Source organism: Lamprocystis purpurea DSM 4197, from assembly GCF_000379525.1.
GTDB classification, from domain to species: domain Bacteria; phylum Pseudomonadota; class Gammaproteobacteria; order Chromatiales; family Chromatiaceae; genus Thiodictyon; species Thiodictyon purpureum.
The window spans coordinates 1-16,068 of the sequence record NZ_KB902497.1 but is presented as its reverse complement, the minus strand read 5'-3'; the positions used below and the strand labels follow the sequence as shown (position 1 = coordinate 16,068).

19 protein-coding genes and 1 rRNA gene are annotated in these 16,068 nt (G+C 65.4%); 12 read left to right on the top strand and 8 right to left on the bottom strand.

The window, feature by feature from the left end:
* Positions 1 to 170: 170 nt before the first annotated feature.
* Together A39O_RS0114010 and A39O_RS38475 are read right to left on the bottom strand one after the other, a co-directional pair.
* A complete protein-coding gene (locus tag A39O_RS0114010; protein ID WP_020505292.1) occupies positions 171 to 1,451 on the bottom strand; it encodes an OmpA family protein in 1,281 nt (426 codons plus the stop codon).
* Positions 1,452 to 1,622: 171 nt separating this feature from the next.
* Positions 1,623 to 1,796: a hypothetical protein gene (locus A39O_RS38475; RefSeq protein ID WP_020505291.1), complete on the bottom strand. Its 174-nt coding sequence runs from the start codon at positions 1,794 to 1,796 to the stop codon at positions 1,623 to 1,625.
* Positions 1,797 to 1,954: 158 nt separating this feature from the next.
* On the opposite strand from A39O_RS38475, the gene A39O_RS33490 reads away from it, so the two are divergent.
* From A39O_RS33490 to A39O_RS33480, 3 genes are all read left to right on the top strand, one after another.
* A complete protein-coding gene (locus A39O_RS33490) occupies positions 1,955 to 2,977 on the top strand; it encodes a helix-turn-helix domain-containing protein (RefSeq protein WP_157640089.1) in 1,023 nt (340 codons plus the stop codon).
* Positions 2,978 to 2,992: 15 nt separating this feature from the next.
* The gene (locus tag A39O_RS36620) at positions 2,993 to 3,178 is read left to right on the top strand and encodes a PIN domain-containing protein (protein WP_051088820.1); all 186 of its coding nucleotides are present in this window, start codon (positions 2,993 to 2,995) and stop codon (positions 3,176 to 3,178) included.
* A 77-nt stretch (positions 3,179 to 3,255) separates the two neighbouring features.
* Complete coding sequence (locus A39O_RS33480; RefSeq protein ID WP_020505288.1) at positions 3,256 to 3,549, top strand: hypothetical protein; 294 nt, start codon at positions 3,256 to 3,258, stop codon at positions 3,547 to 3,549.
* Positions 3,550 to 3,745: 196 nt separating this feature from the next.
* Here A39O_RS33480 and A39O_RS43560 read toward each other — a convergent pair whose 3' ends face one another.
* A complete protein-coding gene (locus A39O_RS43560) occupies positions 3,746 to 3,991 on the bottom strand; it encodes a type II toxin-antitoxin system RelE/ParE family toxin (RefSeq protein WP_407635638.1) in 246 nt (81 codons plus the stop codon).
* Positions 3,992 to 4,032: 41 nt separating this feature from the next.
* Positions 4,033 to 4,320 (bottom strand): ribbon-helix-helix domain-containing protein, encoded by a 288-nt coding sequence (locus A39O_RS0113980; protein ID WP_020505286.1) that lies wholly within the window; start codon positions 4,318 to 4,320, stop codon positions 4,033 to 4,035.
* A gap of 290 nt (positions 4,321 to 4,610) precedes the next feature.
* Between A39O_RS0113980 and A39O_RS33475 the strand changes: the two genes are divergently transcribed.
* On the top strand, positions 4,611 to 5,309 hold the full coding sequence (locus A39O_RS33475) for a hypothetical protein (protein WP_051088819.1): 699 nt from the start codon (positions 4,611 to 4,613) through the stop codon (positions 5,307 to 5,309).
* A 28-nt stretch (positions 5,310 to 5,337) separates the two neighbouring features.
* On the opposite strand, the gene A39O_RS0113970 is transcribed toward A39O_RS33475, so the two are convergent.
* The 4 genes from A39O_RS0113970 to thiD are packed head-to-tail and all read right to left on the bottom strand — an operon-like array spanning position 5,338 to position 10,156.
* The gene (locus tag A39O_RS0113970) at positions 5,338 to 7,332 is read right to left on the bottom strand and encodes a VTT domain-containing protein (RefSeq protein ID WP_020505285.1); all 1,995 of its coding nucleotides are present in this window, start codon (positions 7,330 to 7,332) and stop codon (positions 5,338 to 5,340) included.
* 21 nt (positions 7,333 to 7,353) lie between these two features.
* Entirely contained in the window at positions 7,354 to 8,640 is a 1,287-nt protein-coding gene (gene hemL, locus A39O_RS0113965; protein ID WP_020505284.1) for a glutamate-1-semialdehyde 2,1-aminomutase, read from the bottom strand.
* Positions 8,640 to 9,317, bottom strand: coding sequence for a thiamine phosphate synthase (thiE, locus tag A39O_RS0113960; protein ID WP_020505283.1), 678 nt, complete (start codon positions 9,315 to 9,317; stop codon positions 8,640 to 8,642). Before thiE ends, hemL begins: the two co-directional genes overlap by 1 nt.
* Positions 9,314 to 10,156, bottom strand: coding sequence for a bifunctional hydroxymethylpyrimidine kinase/phosphomethylpyrimidine kinase (gene thiD, locus A39O_RS0113955; RefSeq protein WP_020505282.1), 843 nt, complete (start codon positions 10,154 to 10,156; stop codon positions 9,314 to 9,316). Before thiD ends, thiE begins: the two co-directional genes overlap by 4 nt.
* 196 nt (positions 10,157 to 10,352) lie before the next feature.
* On the opposite strand from thiD, the gene A39O_RS0113950 reads away from it, so the two are divergent.
* The 8 genes from A39O_RS0113950 to A39O_RS0113915 all read left to right on the top strand — a co-directional run.
* Positions 10,353 to 10,517 (top strand): rubredoxin, encoded by a 165-nt coding sequence (locus tag A39O_RS0113950; protein WP_026199401.1) that lies wholly within the window; start codon positions 10,353 to 10,355, stop codon positions 10,515 to 10,517.
* A 64-nt stretch (positions 10,518 to 10,581) separates the two neighbouring features.
* On the top strand, positions 10,582 to 11,085 hold the full coding sequence (locus tag A39O_RS0113945) for a DUF5063 domain-containing protein (protein WP_020505280.1): 504 nt from the start codon (positions 10,582 to 10,584) through the stop codon (positions 11,083 to 11,085).
* 105 nt (positions 11,086 to 11,190) lie between these two features.
* Complete coding sequence (locus A39O_RS0113940) at positions 11,191 to 11,568, top strand: HesB/IscA family protein (protein ID WP_020505279.1); 378 nt, start codon at positions 11,191 to 11,193, stop codon at positions 11,566 to 11,568.
* 191 nt (positions 11,569 to 11,759) lie between these two features.
* The gene (gene argC, locus A39O_RS0113935) at positions 11,760 to 12,797 is read left to right on the top strand and encodes an N-acetyl-gamma-glutamyl-phosphate reductase (protein WP_020505278.1); all 1,038 of its coding nucleotides are present in this window, start codon (positions 11,760 to 11,762) and stop codon (positions 12,795 to 12,797) included.
* A 101-nt stretch (positions 12,798 to 12,898) separates the two neighbouring features.
* Positions 12,899 to 13,597, top strand: coding sequence for a DUF6776 family protein (locus A39O_RS0113930; RefSeq protein WP_157640087.1), 699 nt, complete (start codon positions 12,899 to 12,901; stop codon positions 13,595 to 13,597).
* A gap of 79 nt (positions 13,598 to 13,676) precedes the next feature.
* Positions 13,677 to 14,039 (top strand): iron-sulfur cluster insertion protein ErpA, encoded by a 363-nt coding sequence (erpA, locus tag A39O_RS0113925; RefSeq protein WP_020505276.1) that lies wholly within the window; start codon positions 13,677 to 13,679, stop codon positions 14,037 to 14,039.
* A gap of 160 nt (positions 14,040 to 14,199) precedes the next feature.
* On the top strand, positions 14,200 to 15,411 hold the full coding sequence (tyrS, locus tag A39O_RS0113920; RefSeq protein ID WP_026199400.1) for a tyrosine--tRNA ligase: 1,212 nt from the start codon (positions 14,200 to 14,202) through the stop codon (positions 15,409 to 15,411).
* Between the two features lie 517 nt (positions 15,412 to 15,928).
* A 16S ribosomal RNA gene (locus A39O_RS0113915) occupies positions 15,929 to 16,068 on the top strand; the annotation flags it as partial.

The window sequence follows — 16,068 nt, the reverse complement described above, 5'->3', positions numbered from 1 at the left end:
TAGATGGGCGAGCGCGCTTGGACGAATGTCGTTAGAGATTGACATGGACTCTAGGGTAATCGCCGTCCGGGGTCTATGCACTTTCCGCAACCAGGGGAAACCCGGTCACGCGCGATGGCCCACCTCGGACGAGGTGGGCCATCCGATGGCTGCCGCTTATCCCGGCGCGGCTATTTCTTCGTGACGACGATATCGGTGCGCCGATTGCGCGCGCGCCCTTCCTCGGTGTCGTTATCGGCAATGGGGAATTCCTCACCATAGCCTTGCGCCGCCAAGCGCGACGGGGCGACGCCGAGCGCGACGAGGTCGCTCTTGGCGTTGTCCGCACGCTCTTGCGACAGTTTCAGGTTGTAGGCGTCGTCGGCCTTGCTGTCGGTGTGGCCGGCGATCTTCATCTCCAGGGTCGGGTAGCACTTCATGATCTCGGCGATGTTCTTGATTTGGGCGCGCGAGGACGGTTTGAGCGCGGCCGAATCGGTTTCGAACTCGATCCGATCGAAGGAGAACCTGGTGTTCGGGCCGATGACCGAGGTCTTGTCGTCGAGGAAAGCGATCAGCATCGACTCGACGCCATTGGCGCCGACCTCGATCAATTGGCCGGCACAGATCGTCTGTTTGACCAACGCCGCCGCGGCGGGACTCGGTGCGGGTGCGGGTGCGGGTGCCGGAGCGCGGGCGACTGCCGCCGGCGGCGGGGTCGTGGCCGCGACCGGCGGGGCGGTCGTTGCGTGAACCGATTCGGCTTGGTGAGCGAACCACCAGACGGTCGCGATGCTGAGCGCGATCATCCCGAGCACCGGGAGGACGACCCATTTCCAGGTGTCGCCATCCGCATCCGCCGGCGCGCCATAGGCCGCCGGGGCCGCCGGGGCCGCCGCGCCATAGGCCCGTGCCGGTGCCTCAGCAAACTGACTGACGCCGAGCGGCGCCGCGCGGCCCTGCGGCGCGGCGCCGCCCAGGAAGGACCCCGGTCCCGTGATCAGTTCGGCGACAGCTGCGGCGTTGAGGCCGCCGCTGCTGCTCGCCTGCCGGCCGATCAGGTTGAGGGCGAAGGGCACGGCGAGGCCGAGCAGCGAGGACGAGGCCGACTTGCCGATGTCGGCGGCGCCCGCCAGCCAGTCGACCAGACCCGAGACCCGCGACCCGAAGAGCGACGTGACCAATGGCGCACCGCGCTTGACCAGGTCCGCGAGCCCGCTCGGGCTGTCGGCCACGTTGGCCGGGGTCCCGATCGTCTTGCCGTCGAAACCGCCGCGCTGGAGCATCTCCAACAGGTCGTCCGCCCCGCCCGTGTTCGCGACCTTCTGGTGGACTGCGCACATGACGGCCGGAACCGCAGCGGTGAGTGCGGTCTGTGTCTTGGCCGGTGTCTCGCCGACGAAGGACGCGATCTTGCCGATCACGTCGCTGGAGAACTCGTTTTGCAACAGGCTGAAGAGATTAAATGCCATGATGAACCCTCGGGGTTGGATTGTTACGGGCTGCGCACCAAACGCCTTCTGTGAACCCGTTGGCAGGACTGCGCGCGGCCGCTGCGGAGCACGGCCTGCCGCGGACGTCAGGGGCGCCGACAATAATAGATCGAAACCATCGCGCTGATCCGCGGCTCAGCGCGTGGTATGTCAGCCGGGCAGTCGCAGGTCTACGTTCAGGATACCGCTCGTTCCACCCGCACTTGCGACCATGTTCCCGACATTGGCCTGTAGGTCTTTGAGTACGTTGCCGATACGCTCCCCGCCGGACTGGGACATCGTGTTCTGCACGAAGGTGCCGACGAGCTCGCTTAGGTTCGCCACCGATAATCTCCGCTCCGCTTTGGTGGTTTGGTTGATCTGCTACACTGCTCAAAGTGATCGCTTCGCGGTCACTTTGAGATGGTTATCTAAAACTGACGTGAACGGTAGGGCAAGCGTCGCGCGCGGTCTATGCATTTTCCGCAACCGGGGGAGAACCGTTGCAGACATCGAGACAAACGCCTGCCGCCGTGCGGACCGCCGCCGCGGCACCAAGCTCCTTCGTCGTCTTTCAGGACATCGACGACCCCTGCGTCTGGGAGGCGGCATCGCCCCCGTGGGAGGTGCTCGCCTCACCCATCGGGTGTGGTCCTTTCCGGAACATCAAGCGGATCCTGGTTACCCCCAACTGGCTCATCTATCGGGAGTCCTTCAGCTGCGCTCTGCATGTTCAGGGCTGGACCCCGGCCGGGATGCTCGGCTTCACGGTGCCGTTCCGTCTGGGTGGTCGATCGAGCTACTGGGGGGCGGCACTTCACGAGCACGGGCTTCCCGCCTCTTTGCCGGGGTCCCTGGATGCCGTGCTGGATGCCGGTCAGGAGCAGATTGTCGCGCTGACGCGGCTGGACTGGCTGCGCAGCCAACTCGATCCGGTCGCCGCCTGGACCATCGAACGCTGTGCGGCCAGCCGGGTGCTGCCGGCCTCCGCCCGGCAGCGGGGCGCGCTGGGGACTTGGCTGCGGCGCCTGGTGGACCGGATCCATGCCGAGCCGCAGATCTTGGACTATCCCGCTGTCGTGACCGCTCTGGAACAGGACCTGCTGGATGGGCTGCTGCGTACCCTGTGCCCAGGCAGCCCGCCGGCGCCGTTGGAGGTGATGCACCGACGACAACGGGGTTTCGAACTTGCGATTGAGTCCATCCGCTCGGCCGACCTTGATGATCTTAACGTCGCGGATCTGTGTACCCAGGTTGGCGTCAGTCAGCGCACGCTGGAGTACGCCTTCCGGGAGCGGCTGGGGGTCTCACCGATGGAGTTCATCCGCCGGCTGCGGCTGCATGGGGTGCGCCGCGCCCTGTTGGCGGCAAGCCGCAAGGATGAGACGGTAGCGTCGATTGCCATGACCTTTGGTTTCTATCAGCTCGGCCGCTTCGCCGCGGACTACCGGGCGGTCTTCGGCGAGTTGCCGTCGGCCACGCTGTCCCGGCAGTGGACCTACCACGGGGCGGGCCTGCTGGGTTGAGCGATGGGAGTCCACATGGCCCGCCGTTCGATCCTGTCCGCGGCCGAACGGGACGAATTGCTCGACATCTTTCTCGCCCAGTGTCGCTGGACTCGGGTCTATTTCAGATGGCGTCCGAATGTTCCGGACGAGGGCGACAATCACCTGGTCGAACTGGCGATCACCGGGGGTGCTCAGGCGATCGTGACGCGGAACCTGTGAGACCTGTTGCGGATGGAATTGCGTTTCCCCACACTCAAGGTGCTCGCGCCCGAAATGTTTCTACGAGAGGTGCGCCGATGACCGCGCTGACCCTTGACCTGCCTGATGAGAAGCTGGGCCGACTGGAGGTTCTCGCCCAGGCCCGTGGCACCAACGTCACCCAACTCTTCGAGGAGATGTCCACGGTCGTGCTTGCCGAAGCCGATGCCGAGACCCGGTTTCGCCGGCGAGCGCAACGGGGTGCCGGACGGGAGGCGCGTGGCCTGGAGAGTTGCTCGACAAGGCCGCCGGCCACGGCGCGGCATCCTGACCGCTGTGGGACCGTATCCAGCGGTTGCTTGCGGGAATGCCGATCAATCAGTGACGAATGAGACGGTGGTCTTGCTGTTCGCCCCGGTACGCAGCCCGCGTGGCTGAGCGTGTCCAGGCTCGGCGGCAAGTGGCCCGCGGGCCGGTCTCACGGCATGGTGCGGACGCGCGGATGGCCCCCGCCTCTTCCCGTGCAAAATGGCCGATAAGTTTGGTTATGTGAAGTGGAGCGGGAACAACACGGCGGGCCTCGCGGGGTCACTGAGTGCCATCATCGAAGGTCAGCGCCCGAACATCGCGCGCACCGTGCACCACGCGTACGATGATAACTTCCTCGTCAGTGAAGCGGTAGTACAGCACGTAGTCGTGGTGGAAATGCGCCCGCAACCCCGCAGCCAGACGCTCGCGGCGCGGGCCGATCTCCGGATGCGTCTGGACCGTCGCGAAACGCCCTTCGATCTCGCGGATCAGCTTCGATGCGGCCCGGCGATTGTCCTGGGCGATGAAGCACCAGATGTCGACGAGATCCTGTTCGGCGCTGTCGGTTATGCGCAGGCGTCGCGAACCGCTAATTGTTCCTCTCCCTTGCGGATGATGCGCTCGGCGTCGAAGTCGCGCACGCGCCCGGCCGCGATGTCGGCCAGCCCCTCCTGAACCTGCGCGCGCAGTCCCCCTAACTCCTGCTCCTGCAAGGCCCGCTTATGCCGCCAGTCGCGAAGGGCCTCGCGGATAATCTCGCTGCTGGAGGCGTACTCACCCGCCTGCACGGCGCCGCGCACGGCCTGGGCCATCTCGGCGGTGAGTGTGATGGTGATGCGTTCGATGGTGCTCATAAGTATGATAATATCATATTTCGTGCGTTACGGGGGGAAGCGGTGAGCCTTCCGTGGTCGGTTGTCAGGCACGGGCATTGACGGGTAGGCGCCGATTGCCTCGAGGTTCTGCCGACCTAGCCTAGCGAAGCCCCAACACCGGCGCAGCGACATCCGCCAGACTCAGGCAGATAGTCATCATCCCGCAGCGACTACTAATAGATTTGTTGGGCAGATCCACCTTGCGGCGCCCGTAAACGAAGAATCTTGAGAGGGTGAGGTTACAATTTTGGCTGCGATTGTTCTCGTACATGGAATCGATCAGCAGCAGCAATCCGTGGACAAGTTGGAGAGTCGGTGGCTACCCGCGCTTGCGGGTGGTGTCCGGGGCGGGATTCGCCGATGTGGCGGACCGTATCTGGCGCTGCGGTGCGAAACCGGGCGGCATCGAGACCCGCATTGCCTTCTACGGCGACCTGTTCCTCGAACCCGGCCAGCAGGGCGATGACCCGGGCGATTTCACATCTGCACAGTCGCAGTTTGCCGAGGCCTTGGCACGGGAATGGCTGGGGCACGTCGCCGAGCGCGCCACTAAGGATAAGACTCGGGTCGCTGGTCAGCGCGAACGCGCTTACCTCAGCGGACAGATGGGCGCCGAGCAGGGCGCCGGGGCAGTGGCCCGCAGTGCGATCGGTGGCTTTTCGCGGATTTCGTGGTTTGCCCCACACGGCATGGGTTTCGCCGAGCGCTTCGTCAATCGCGCCCTCGCCCAAGTGACGCGCTATCTCACCGACGACACCATCCGCTCGGCGGCCATCGACTCCGTGCTCCGGCTGGTCGGCCCCGATACCCGGGTACTGATTGGTCACTCACTCGGATCGGTGGTGGCCTATGAGGCAGCGCACCTCGGCCGTGAGCGATCCGCACAGCGGCTCCTGCGGCAAGACCGCGCTCTGGGTCCGCTGTGCGGAGCGACGACCGTGCAGATCGCGAGGTGGCCGGGTTCATGACCAAGGCCTCCGGCGTCCGAAGACAGGTTCAAGGGTCCGCCACAGCCGGCAGCGCTTCGATCAGCACGGTCCGCGCACCCGGTACGGTGCTGATCGTCAGGTTGTCCGCCCCGCCGACGAGTTCAGTCGGCAGCGCGAATTCCTCCGGTGAGGTGGCCGGGAAGACGATCAGGTCGAGCAACACCTTTTTATGCTGGTGGGTGACGTTGCCGACCCACAGGGGTGCGCCGTCGTCCAGTTTGAACTGCGTGGGCCACAGGCGCAGGACCTCGCGGCTGTCGGCGCCCGCTGGTCGGCCGAGCACCAGGGCCTCGTGACGGGCATCGTGGACCTGCGGGATCACGGGCAGCTCAGCCAGGGTGAGCGAGGGCGACAGCAGCCGCATCGCATTGCCCCAATCGAGCTGCTCGACCGGTGCCCAGCCGGCGCCGGCCAGGGCGTCGGCCAGCGCGGCGGGATTGCCCGCATACTGGATGGTCAGGGGGTGTTGGTCACGCTGGCTGAGGTCCTCCCGACGGTCGGGGAGGCGGGCCCAGTCGGTGGCGCGCCAGGCGTCGTGCGCCAGGATCTCGATGGGCCGCTGGGGGGTCAGGTTGGCCAGATTGCGGTCCTCGGTGATCCAGCCGTGGAAAACGAAGCCGGCCGCCAGGCCGCTCAGCGCGACGGCACCGAAGATGCCGGAGCGCAGTGCGCCGCGGCTGTGGCGATGGAACGCCAGCCCCAGGGCCGCGACCCACACCAGTCCCAGGGCGATGCTGTCGATGATCCCGGTCAGCCACTCGGCGCCCAGATAGACGCGCGCCGCGGCGACCGCGGCGACGGTGGTGGTGGCCAGGGCGTAGGGCGCCCAGCGCCGCCGTTCGGCCAGGCCGCGGGCGATGGAGACGGCGAGGAAGCCGTAAACACAGGTCGCCAACAACACCGTGCCGCTGGGAAATGACCAGGGCAGGAGCAATTGCAGGCCGAGATCGGGCCGCGGGACCGCCAGCAAGGCGCCGAGGACCGGTGTGGCGATCAGCGGAAAGGCCGCGGCGGCCAGCCAGTAGTTGCCATGGCGGTCCGCGTTCTGCCAGCGCAGCCAAACGAACACCAGCGCCACCATGGGGAGGATGACCGCGGGCTCGCCCAGGGCGGCGAGCCGCACCATCAGGCGGTCGCCGAGCGGGTTGTGCAGGCTCTGGGCGAGGTCCAGGGCGGCCTGATTGAGTGCCGATTCGGGCGAACCGAACAGGGTCAGGCCGGTGATGGCCCCGACCAGCAGCGAGGCAAGCATCAACAAGAAGGCGAAACCGGTCAGGGCGCGGGCGTCCGGGTGCCCGGGGTCGGCCAGCGCCAGGGCGACGCGCCCCATATTCGGGTGCAGGTCGGCCCAGCGCAGCAGTGCCTGGAGCCAGGTGCTGGCGCGGGGGGCGAGCAGCCGGTAGGTCAGGTGCGCGAGCCGGAAGGTGAACCAGAGTGCGCCGACCAGGAGCAGCCCGAGGATCACTAACCGCAAGGCCGCCTCGGCGGCCAGTTTGAGTGAGGCCCCAAAGATCATGCCGGGAATGAAGAACACCAGCGTCTGGGCGGCGGCCGAGGTGACATTGGCGAAATAAAAGCGCCGCGGCGGCATCCGCATCATGCCGGCGACCAGCGGAATGATGGCGCGGCCGGGGCCGGCGAAGCGGCCGAGGGCGACGCTCCAGCCGCCGTAGCGGTCGAAGAAGGCCACGCCCCATTCGAGTTGCTGCGGATAGCGCGAGAATGGCCACAACTCGCGGATGTGCTGGTTGAAATGGCGCCCCAGCGAGTAGCTCAGGCCGTCGCCGGCGATGCCGCCCGCGGTCGCGGCGATGAAGGCCGGCCAGAAGGCGATGGCGCCGGTGGCGATCAAGGCGCCGGTGCCGATCAGTGAGATGACCCCCGGCACCACCACCCCGATCACCGCCATGGATTCGCCCATGGCGATCAGGAATACGGTCACATAGGCCCAGCCCGGGTGGCTGGCCACCCAGGCATGGAGGTTGTGGAAGAGGTCTTCCATGGGGTCGATCGGGCGCGCCGCTTAGCCGGCGACTTGGGCGAAGGCCTGTTCCGCCGCGTCCAGGGTCGCCTGGATTTGGGGCTTTTCGTGGGTGATGGAGACGAATCCGGCCTCGAATGCGGAGGGGGCGAGATAGACGCCGCGCTCCAGCATGGCATGGAAAAAGGCGCGGAACTGATCCTGATTGCAGGCCGTGGCCTGGGCGTAGTTGGTGACCTGGGGGGCCTCCGTGAAGAAGATGCCGAACATGCCGCCGACCCGGTTCACCGCCAGGGGCACCCCGGCGGCGGCGGCACGCGCCAGCAGGCCGTCGGTGAGCTCGACCGTGCGCGCGGTGATGCGGTCATAGAAGCCGGGGGCCGAGATCAGTTCCAGGGTCTTGAGCCCCGCCGCCATGGCGATCGGGTTCCCGGACAGGGTGCCGGCCTGATAGACCGGACCCAGGGGGGAGAGCCGCTCCATGATGTCGCGCCGTCCGCCAAAGGCGCCGACCGGCAGGCCGCCGCCGATGACCTTGCCGAGCGCGGTCAGATCCGGACGGATGCCGTAATGGGCTTGGGCGCCGCCCAGCGCGACGCGGAAACCGGTCATGACTTCATCAAGGATCAAGAGGGCGCCGGATTGATCGCAGACGGCGCGCAGGCCCTCCAGGAAGCCGGGAACCGGGGGAATGCAGTTCATGTTGCCGGCGACCGGTTCGACGATGATGCACGCGATTTCGTGGCCGATCTTGGCAAAGGTCTCCTGGACCTGCTCCAGGTCGTTGTAGCGCAGGGTGATGGTGAGTTCGGCCAGGGCCGCAGGGACGCCCGGTGAGCTGGGTTCGCCGAAGGTCAGGGCGCCGGAGCCGGCCTTGACCAGGAGCGAGTCGGCGTGGCCGTGATAGCAGCCTTCGAACTTGACGATCTTGTCCCGTCCGGTGAAGCCGCGCGCCAGCCGCAGTGCGCTCATGGTGGCCTCGGTGCCGGAACTGACCATGCGGACCATTTCCATGCTCGGAACCAGGGAGCAGACCGTGTCTGCCATGGTGGTTTCGAGCTGGGTCGGGGCGCCGAAAGACAGTCCCTTGTGCAGTCTGGACTCGACCGCCGCCAGGACGTCCGGGTGGGCATGACCGAGGATCATGGGGCCCCAAGAGCCCACGTAGTCCACATAGCGATTGCCATCGGCGTCGAAGACGTAGGGGCCGAGGGCGCTCTCGAAGAACACCGGGTCGCCGCCGACCCCGCGGAAGGCGCGCACCGGGGAATTGACCCCGCCGGGGATGTGGACCTGGGCGGCGGAAAAGAGTTCGTGGGATCGATTCATCATAGGTGCTCCGGCGGGCGCAGGCCCGGTTCGAATTGTTGGCTGAAGGCCCGCGCCGCCGCGGCGACGTCCGGGGCGGCAAAGACTCCGGTGATCACCGCCAGCAGGTCGGCGCCGGCGGCGATCAGAAGGCGGGCATTCTGTGGTGTGATGCCGCCGATCGCAACCAGCGGCACCGCAAGTCTGCCCCTGGCCCGGGTCAAGAGGTCCGGAGTGGGCCGCGCGGCCCGCGGCTTGATGGTCGACTGAAAGAAGCTGCCGAAGGCGACATAGCTGGCGCCGGCCGCGGCCGCGGTGTGCGCCAGGTCGAGGCTGTCATAGCAGGAGACGCCGATGATGGCGTCGTCGCCGAGTCGCCGACGGGCGGCGGCCGGGTCGCCGTCGTCACGGCCCAGATGGACACCGGCCGCACCCACGGTGAGCGCCAGTTCGAGATCGTCGTTGATGATCAGTGGGATGCCGGTCGCGTCACAGAGTCTCGCCAGGGCGGCGGCTTGCGCGCGGCGCCGCGCCTCGTCCAGGCCCTTGGCCCGGTACTGGATCAGCCGGGCGCCGCCCGTGATCGCCTGGGTCACCTGCGCGACCAGGCGGCGATCGGCGCTGTCCTGGGTCTCCGGGGTGGGTTCCGGAAGGGTGTCGGGGGTGATGGCGTAGAGCCCGCGCCATGGCCGATTCATCGGCCGGCTCCGGGTTGGTCGCCGGGTGCGCGAAGCCCCGGCGGCGGGTCGGCAGGAAGCGCGTAGAGCCGATTGGGTGTGAGTTGGCAGCGGCCGGTGCGCCAGGCGTGCGCCAGACTGGACCAGGTGAAGGCTTGGGCGGCCGCCACCGCCTGCGGCAGCGGCACCCCCAGCGCCAGGCGGGCCGCGATGGCGCTCGCCAGGGTGCAGCCGGACCCGTGGTAGTCCGCGGGCAGTCGCGGCCAGGTTGCCGTGTGCGCGCTGCCGTCCACCCCGTAGAGTCGATTGGTGACATCCGCGGATTCCGCGTGGGTACCGGTGATCAGGACCCAGGGAACTGCCAGCGCCAGCAGGTGCCGGGCACAGTCGCCTGCATCAACGGCGCCGCTCAACTGACGGGCCTCGGGGAGATTGGGTGTCACCAGGGTGATGCGGGGGAGCAGGCGGCCCAGGATGGCCTCGATGAGGGCTTGGTTCCCCAGCCGCTGCCCGGCGCCGGATGCCAGCACCGGGTCGAGCACCACGGGCAGTTGCGGATTGGCGTCGATCACCGCGCACAGTGCGGGCACCAGGCGCTCATCGCCGATCAACCCGATCTTGATCGCTCGGGGGTTGCCGTCGGCGATCAGGGCGCGGCATTGGGCTTCGACCTGAGCGGCCGGTTGGGGGTAGAGGTGGCGCAGACCGCAGGTGTCCTGATCGGTCAGTGCGGTCACCACGGTCAGCGCGAAGGCGCCGGCGGCGCGCACGGCCTCGGCGTCCGCGAGGATACCGGCGCCGCCGCTGGGGTCGTGGCCGCCGACGCAGAGTACGGTTGGGGGCCAAGTTGTTGGGTGCATTGAAGCCTCGCTAGGGGGAGCCTGGGCCGGCGCGGGCCGCATCATACCCGTTGCAATCAGTGGGCCTTGCCCAGATTTCGGAAAGACGATTGTGCCTGCCGCGACTGGTCAGGCGCCACCCGACCGTGCGTTCGTCCACCCGCGCTTCCCTATCGGTGCGAGGATCAGGAGGCCGGTCGACCAGACAGGGCCGATGATGAAGACGTATATGTGTGTGATTTGTGGATTGATCTATGACGAGGCACAGGGGTGGCCAAACGACGGGATCGCCGCCGGTACCCTCTGGGACGATGTCCCGCTGACCTGGAAGTGTCCGGAATGCGGTGCGGGCAAGGACGACTTTGAAATGGTGGAAGTGTGACGGCCATCCGATTTTCAGGTATCGGAACCAGGCATTCAAGTTCCGGCCGTCTACACTGTGTCTCATGAATGCACCGATCGATCCCTCCCGTCATCCGGATGCCGGCGTCCAGTCGTTACTGAACACCGCCAGGCGTTACTGTGCACTGATCAACGCGTCGGGACCGGACGTCGCCGCCTGGTTGGGTGAAATCGCCGTGCTGCTTCCGCACCTGCACGCCGCCATGACCTCGGTTCACCGCACTGTCCTGCACGCGCAACACGATCATCCGGTGGATCTTGATGCGCGCTTCGAGTTGTTTTCGCACTTGCGGGCGCTGCTGGCCGACCGGGACGGGTATTTTCTGGAGTTCGATCGGGCCCATGACGGGGCGGATGCCATGACCGGCAGTCTGGCCGACGACCTGACCGATATCTACTGTGAACTCAAGCACGGGCTGGACGCTTTCGATGCCAATCCCGAACGTGCCCTGGAAACCTGGTTCCTCGGCTACGAGGCCCACTGGGGACAGCATTTGGTCGATGCGCAGCGCCATCTGGCCAACCTGGCGGCCGCCAACCGGATGTGATCCGGACGGCGACTGATGTGATAGGCGCACTTTCTGCGCTGGATTGTGCGGCGGCCTTTCTGTTAGAGTCTGCGGCCGTGTTTTAGACCACTGAGGCCATGTATTATGCCCGCATCCCTGACCAACGCGGAGCTGACGCTGACCCTGCCGGCAACGGCGAAGATGGGCGAGCTCTTCAGCCAAGTCGATGACAATATTCAGGGCGTGCGTGTCTTCGCAACCCCCGGCGGCTGTAGCGGTATCAGCTTCGGCATGACCTTCACCGACGAGATCAACGCGGACGACGGCGTCCTGGCCTGTGACGGTTTCAAGGTCGTCGTGGATGACGGGACCCTGAGCTACTTGCGCGGCGTGGAAATCGACTTCGTGGAAGATGGCGAAGGCAACGCCACCTTCGTGTTCAACAACCTGCCCCAGATGGGCGGCGGTTGCGGCAGTTGCGGGTCCTCGAACGGCGGTTCGTCCGGCGGCGGCTGTTCCTGATGTATCGCCGGTCGCGTCGGACGCGGCCCGCGATGCCTTTCGGCTAACGACAAAACGATCGAAGAGCGTCCCACTCAGAAGCGGCCTCGGCCGCTTTTTTATTGCCGCCGGATGACGTGCTTGAAGGCCGCCATGGCCGGCATCGCGCGCGCCGGTTCCACTTTCAGCCGTTGGTTTCACAGGGCACAATTATGATCAAGGTCGGAATTGTCGGCGGAACCGGGTACACGGGCGCCGAACTGCTGCGTCTCCTCATCGGCCATCCGCGCGTCGGTGTCGCCGTGATCACCTCCCGCGGTGAGGCCGGTATGGCGGTCGCCGACCTCTTCCCCCATCTGCGCGGTCTGCTCGATCTGCGCTTCAGCGCGCCCGATCCGGCCACGCTGCGGTCCTGTGACCTGGTATTTTTCGCCACACCGAACGGGACGGCGATGCAACACGCCCCTGAGCTGCTGGCGCACGGCGTGCGCATCATCGATCTGGCTGCCGACTTTCGGCTGGAGGATGCGGCGGTCTGGGAGCAGTGGTATGGGATGCCGCATGCTTGTCCGGAACTGCTTGCCGACGCCGTTTACGGGCTGCCGGAACTCAACCGGGCGGCGGTGCGCACCGCCGGACTGATCGCCAATCCGGGATGTTATCCGACCGCGGTGACCCTGGGCTTTGCCCCGTTGCTGGCCGCCGGACTGGTTGATCCGATGTGGTTGATCGCCGACGCCAAGTCGGGTGCCAGCGGCGCGGGGCGCAAGGCTGAAACCGGGCTGCTGATGGCCGAGATCGGGGAGGGCTTCAAAGCCTACGCGGTGCAGGGGCACCGGCACGCGCCCGAGATCACCCAGAACCTGACCCAGATCTCCGGCACGCCGGTCAACTTGACCTTCGTGCCCCATCTGTTGCCGATGATTCGCGGCATCGAGGCGACGCTCTATGCCCGCCTCAAGGACCCTGCCGCTATGCTTGATCTGACGGATCTGTATATGCAGTTTTACGCGGGCGAGTCCTTCGTCGATGTCATGCCGGCGGGTGCCAATCCGGATACGCGCTCGGTGCGCGGTTCGAACCTGTGTCGCATCGCGGTGACGCGGCAAGCCGGTTCGGATGTTGTCATCGTCCAGTCGGTGATCGACAACCTGGTCAAGGGTGCGGCCGGACAGGCGATCCAGAATATGAACCTGATGTTCGACCTGGGCGAGACGACCGGTCTGGAAGCGATCGCTTTGCTGCCTTGATTCCAGGATTCGCCATCGTACGCCTTGGCCCGTTTGCGGCCGCTGTTTGGATGCAGGCAGCGTAGTTGGACGCGCCACGGACGCCGGACAGGCGTGCGGCCGTGAGCGGGCATTCGCCGCGGCTGTGGTGGCACTTGCTCGCTTTGGCCGGCTATGCGGTGCTGGTGGCCGCGGCTTTCTGGCTTGGATTCGAATTGGGTCAGCGCGACGCGACGACCATCACCGCGGATGGGTCGCCCGATCCGGGCGCGGTGAGCGCGGAGGCGACGATGAAATTTCAGGAGGAGATCACGGCCCTGCGTCAGGAAGGCGTGGTGCTCGAGCGTACGCGACAGATCGCGCTGGAGACCAATCGCTCCCTACAGGATCAGTTGAAGCAGGTTCAGGGCGAGCGCCTTGCCTTGATCAAGGAGGCTTCGTATCTCAAGCGATTGATTCAGGAGGGCGGCCGCGGTGCGGTGCGCGTTGCGGATCTGCGCCTCACGCGGGGCGAGGGGGTTGTGCGTTATGCGTTCACCCTGACCCAGCTCAGTCCCGGCTTCGGGGAGTCGCGGGGTGAAGTCAAGCTCCTGGTGACGGGCACCGCGCAGGGGCAAGAGCGCTCGTTCGACTTGAGCCAACTGCCGCACGCCGATCCCCGACACCTGACGATGCGCTTCGAGCACTTCCAGCGAATCCAGGGCGAGTTCAGCCTCCCCGCGGACCTGGTCCCGACCATGCTCGCGCTCACCCTGGTACCCGAAGGGGATCAACTGGCCGAAACCTTCGAGAGCTTTCCCTGGGTCCTGAATGACCAGTGATCGGCCGCGGCGCTTGAACGCTGTTGCCCGCGGACACATCTAATCCGCCATTGTTACTTCAGCCATCATGAGCACTCCAATGACCGCCGCAAACACCATCGAAACCACGTCCGATACGCCTTTGGTTTTCACCAACTCGGCTGCCTCCAAGGTCGCCCAACTGATCGTGGAAGAAGGAAATCCTGCATTGATGTTGCGGGTTTATATCCAGGGTGGCGGCTGCTCCGGCTTTCAGTACGGGTTTACCTTCGACGAGGCGGTTCAGGACGGTGATACCGAAGTTGTGACGGACGGCGTCAAGTTGCTGATCGACCCGATGAGTATGCAATATCTCATGGGTGCCGAAATCGACTACACGGAAGGGTTGCAGGGTGCCCAGTTCGTGATCCGCAATCCGAATGCGTCCACGACCTGCGGGTGCGGCTCCTCATTTTCAGCCTGATGCTGCCTGGTCCGCGCCCAGGCGTTTGCCGTCGGTCATTGGTCCCCGCGGGTCCGGTGCGCTCCGGGGCCGGGATTGCAGGTACGCCTTGGACTTGCGTGAATGTGGCTCGGCGTCGTAGCCTGCCGCGTTTACGTTACTTGCAAGGCTGGTCAGACCGGTGGAAAGAGTCGAAGCATCACTCGCGCTGATTCAGCGCGGAACTGAGGAAATCCTGCTCCCAGCAGCCCTAAGAAAAAAACTCGAAGAGGGTCGCCCGCTCCGCGTCAAGGCGGGCTTCGACCCCACCGCGCCCGATCTGCATCTGGGGCACACGGTACTGATCAACAAGTTGCGTCAGTTCCAGGAACTCGGCCATCAGGTTCTTTTTCTGATCGGCGACTTCACCGGCATGATCGGCGATCCAACCGGCAAGAGCGCGACCCGCAAGCCGCTCTCCCGCGAAGAGATTGCGGCGAATGCGGCTACCTACCAGGAGCAGGTCTTCCGCATCCTCGATCCGGCGCGGACCGAGGTCGTGTTCAACTCCCAATGGATGGATGCCTTGGGTGCGGCAGGGCTGATCCAGATCGCGGCCCGGCACACGGTCGCGCGGATGCTGGAGCGCGACGACTTCGCTAAGCGGTACAAGGGCGGGCAACCGATCGCCGTCCACGAGTTTCTGTATCCCCTGATTCAGGGGTATGACTCGGTCGCCCTGCGGGCTGACATCGAACTCGGTGGGACGGACCAGAAGTTCAACCTGCTGGTGGGGCGGCAACTCCAGGAATCGTACGGGCAGGAGCCTCAGGTGGTGATCACCCTGCCGCTGCTGGAGGGCTTGGACGGCGTCCAGAAAATGTCGAAGTCGCTCGGGAACTATATCGGGATCACCGAGCCGCCGGATGCCATGTTCGGCAAGATCATGTCCTTGTCGGACCAACTGATGTGGCGCTACTTCGAACTGCTGAGCGCGCGCGAGATGTCAGTGATCGAGGCGTGGCAGGCAGCGGTCCGGGAAGGCGCCAATCCACGTGACATCAAGTTTGAACTCGCGGCCGAGATGGTCACCCGCTTCCACTCCGCCGAGGCGGCGCGCGTCGCCCAGGAGCGCTTCATCGCGCGCTTCCAGCAGGGTGTCATCCCGGAGGACCTGATCGAGATCACGGTTGCCGCGGATGATTCCGGTGGGTTGTCTATCGCCCGGCTCCTGAAGGATGCCGGTTTGGTGAAGAGCACCTCCGAGGCGCTGCGTCTGATCGGGCAGGGCGGGGTCAGGATCGATGGTGACCGCGTTGAGGATCCGCATCTGATGTGTCCGGTTGACGCGGGCCACATCTACCAGGTGGGAAAGCGCAGGGTCGCCAAGGTGCGGGTTGCACCAAACGCTTAAAGAAGGCTTGACGCCCTCGGTCAAGGTTGTATTATGGCGGGCTCGCTAAGGACTGGCGGGCGTGGCGCACAGCAAGGCGAGTCTGACGTTGCGTAGGTGAGTCTCCCGCGTTGGCTTTTGGCTCAGCATGGAGTTGACAGCCCACAAGGATGATGTACAATAGGCGGCTCGCTAAGGAGAAGCGGACAAAACGGACGGAACGAAGCGGCAGGATGCACGAAAAAGGAGTTTGACACGGAGCCGAACGGATGTAGAATAGTCGGCTTGCTGTGATGGAAGCGCAGCAGTGTGCTAGGAAATCTCAACCAGTGCGGTTGACAACACGGCGGGATGCTGTAGAATTTGAGAGCTCAGCAGCGAAAAAGCGCTGAGTCAAGCGACAGATCTTTAACAATTCGTTTAGATAACTTGTGTGGGTGCTCTGGCGTCTCTGGAGAGTTCTAGAGATAGCGACGAGCATCTTCGATGAGAAGATTCCGTCGAGCAGGATTGGCCGCGTAAGCGGTTGAAAGAGACTGAACTGAAGAGTTTGATCCTGGCTCAGATTGAACGCTGGCGGCATGCCTAACACATGCAAGTCGAACGCGAAAGTCCTTTGGGGCGAGTAGAGTGGCGGACGGGTGAGTAATGCGTGGGAATCTGCCTGGCAGTGGGGGA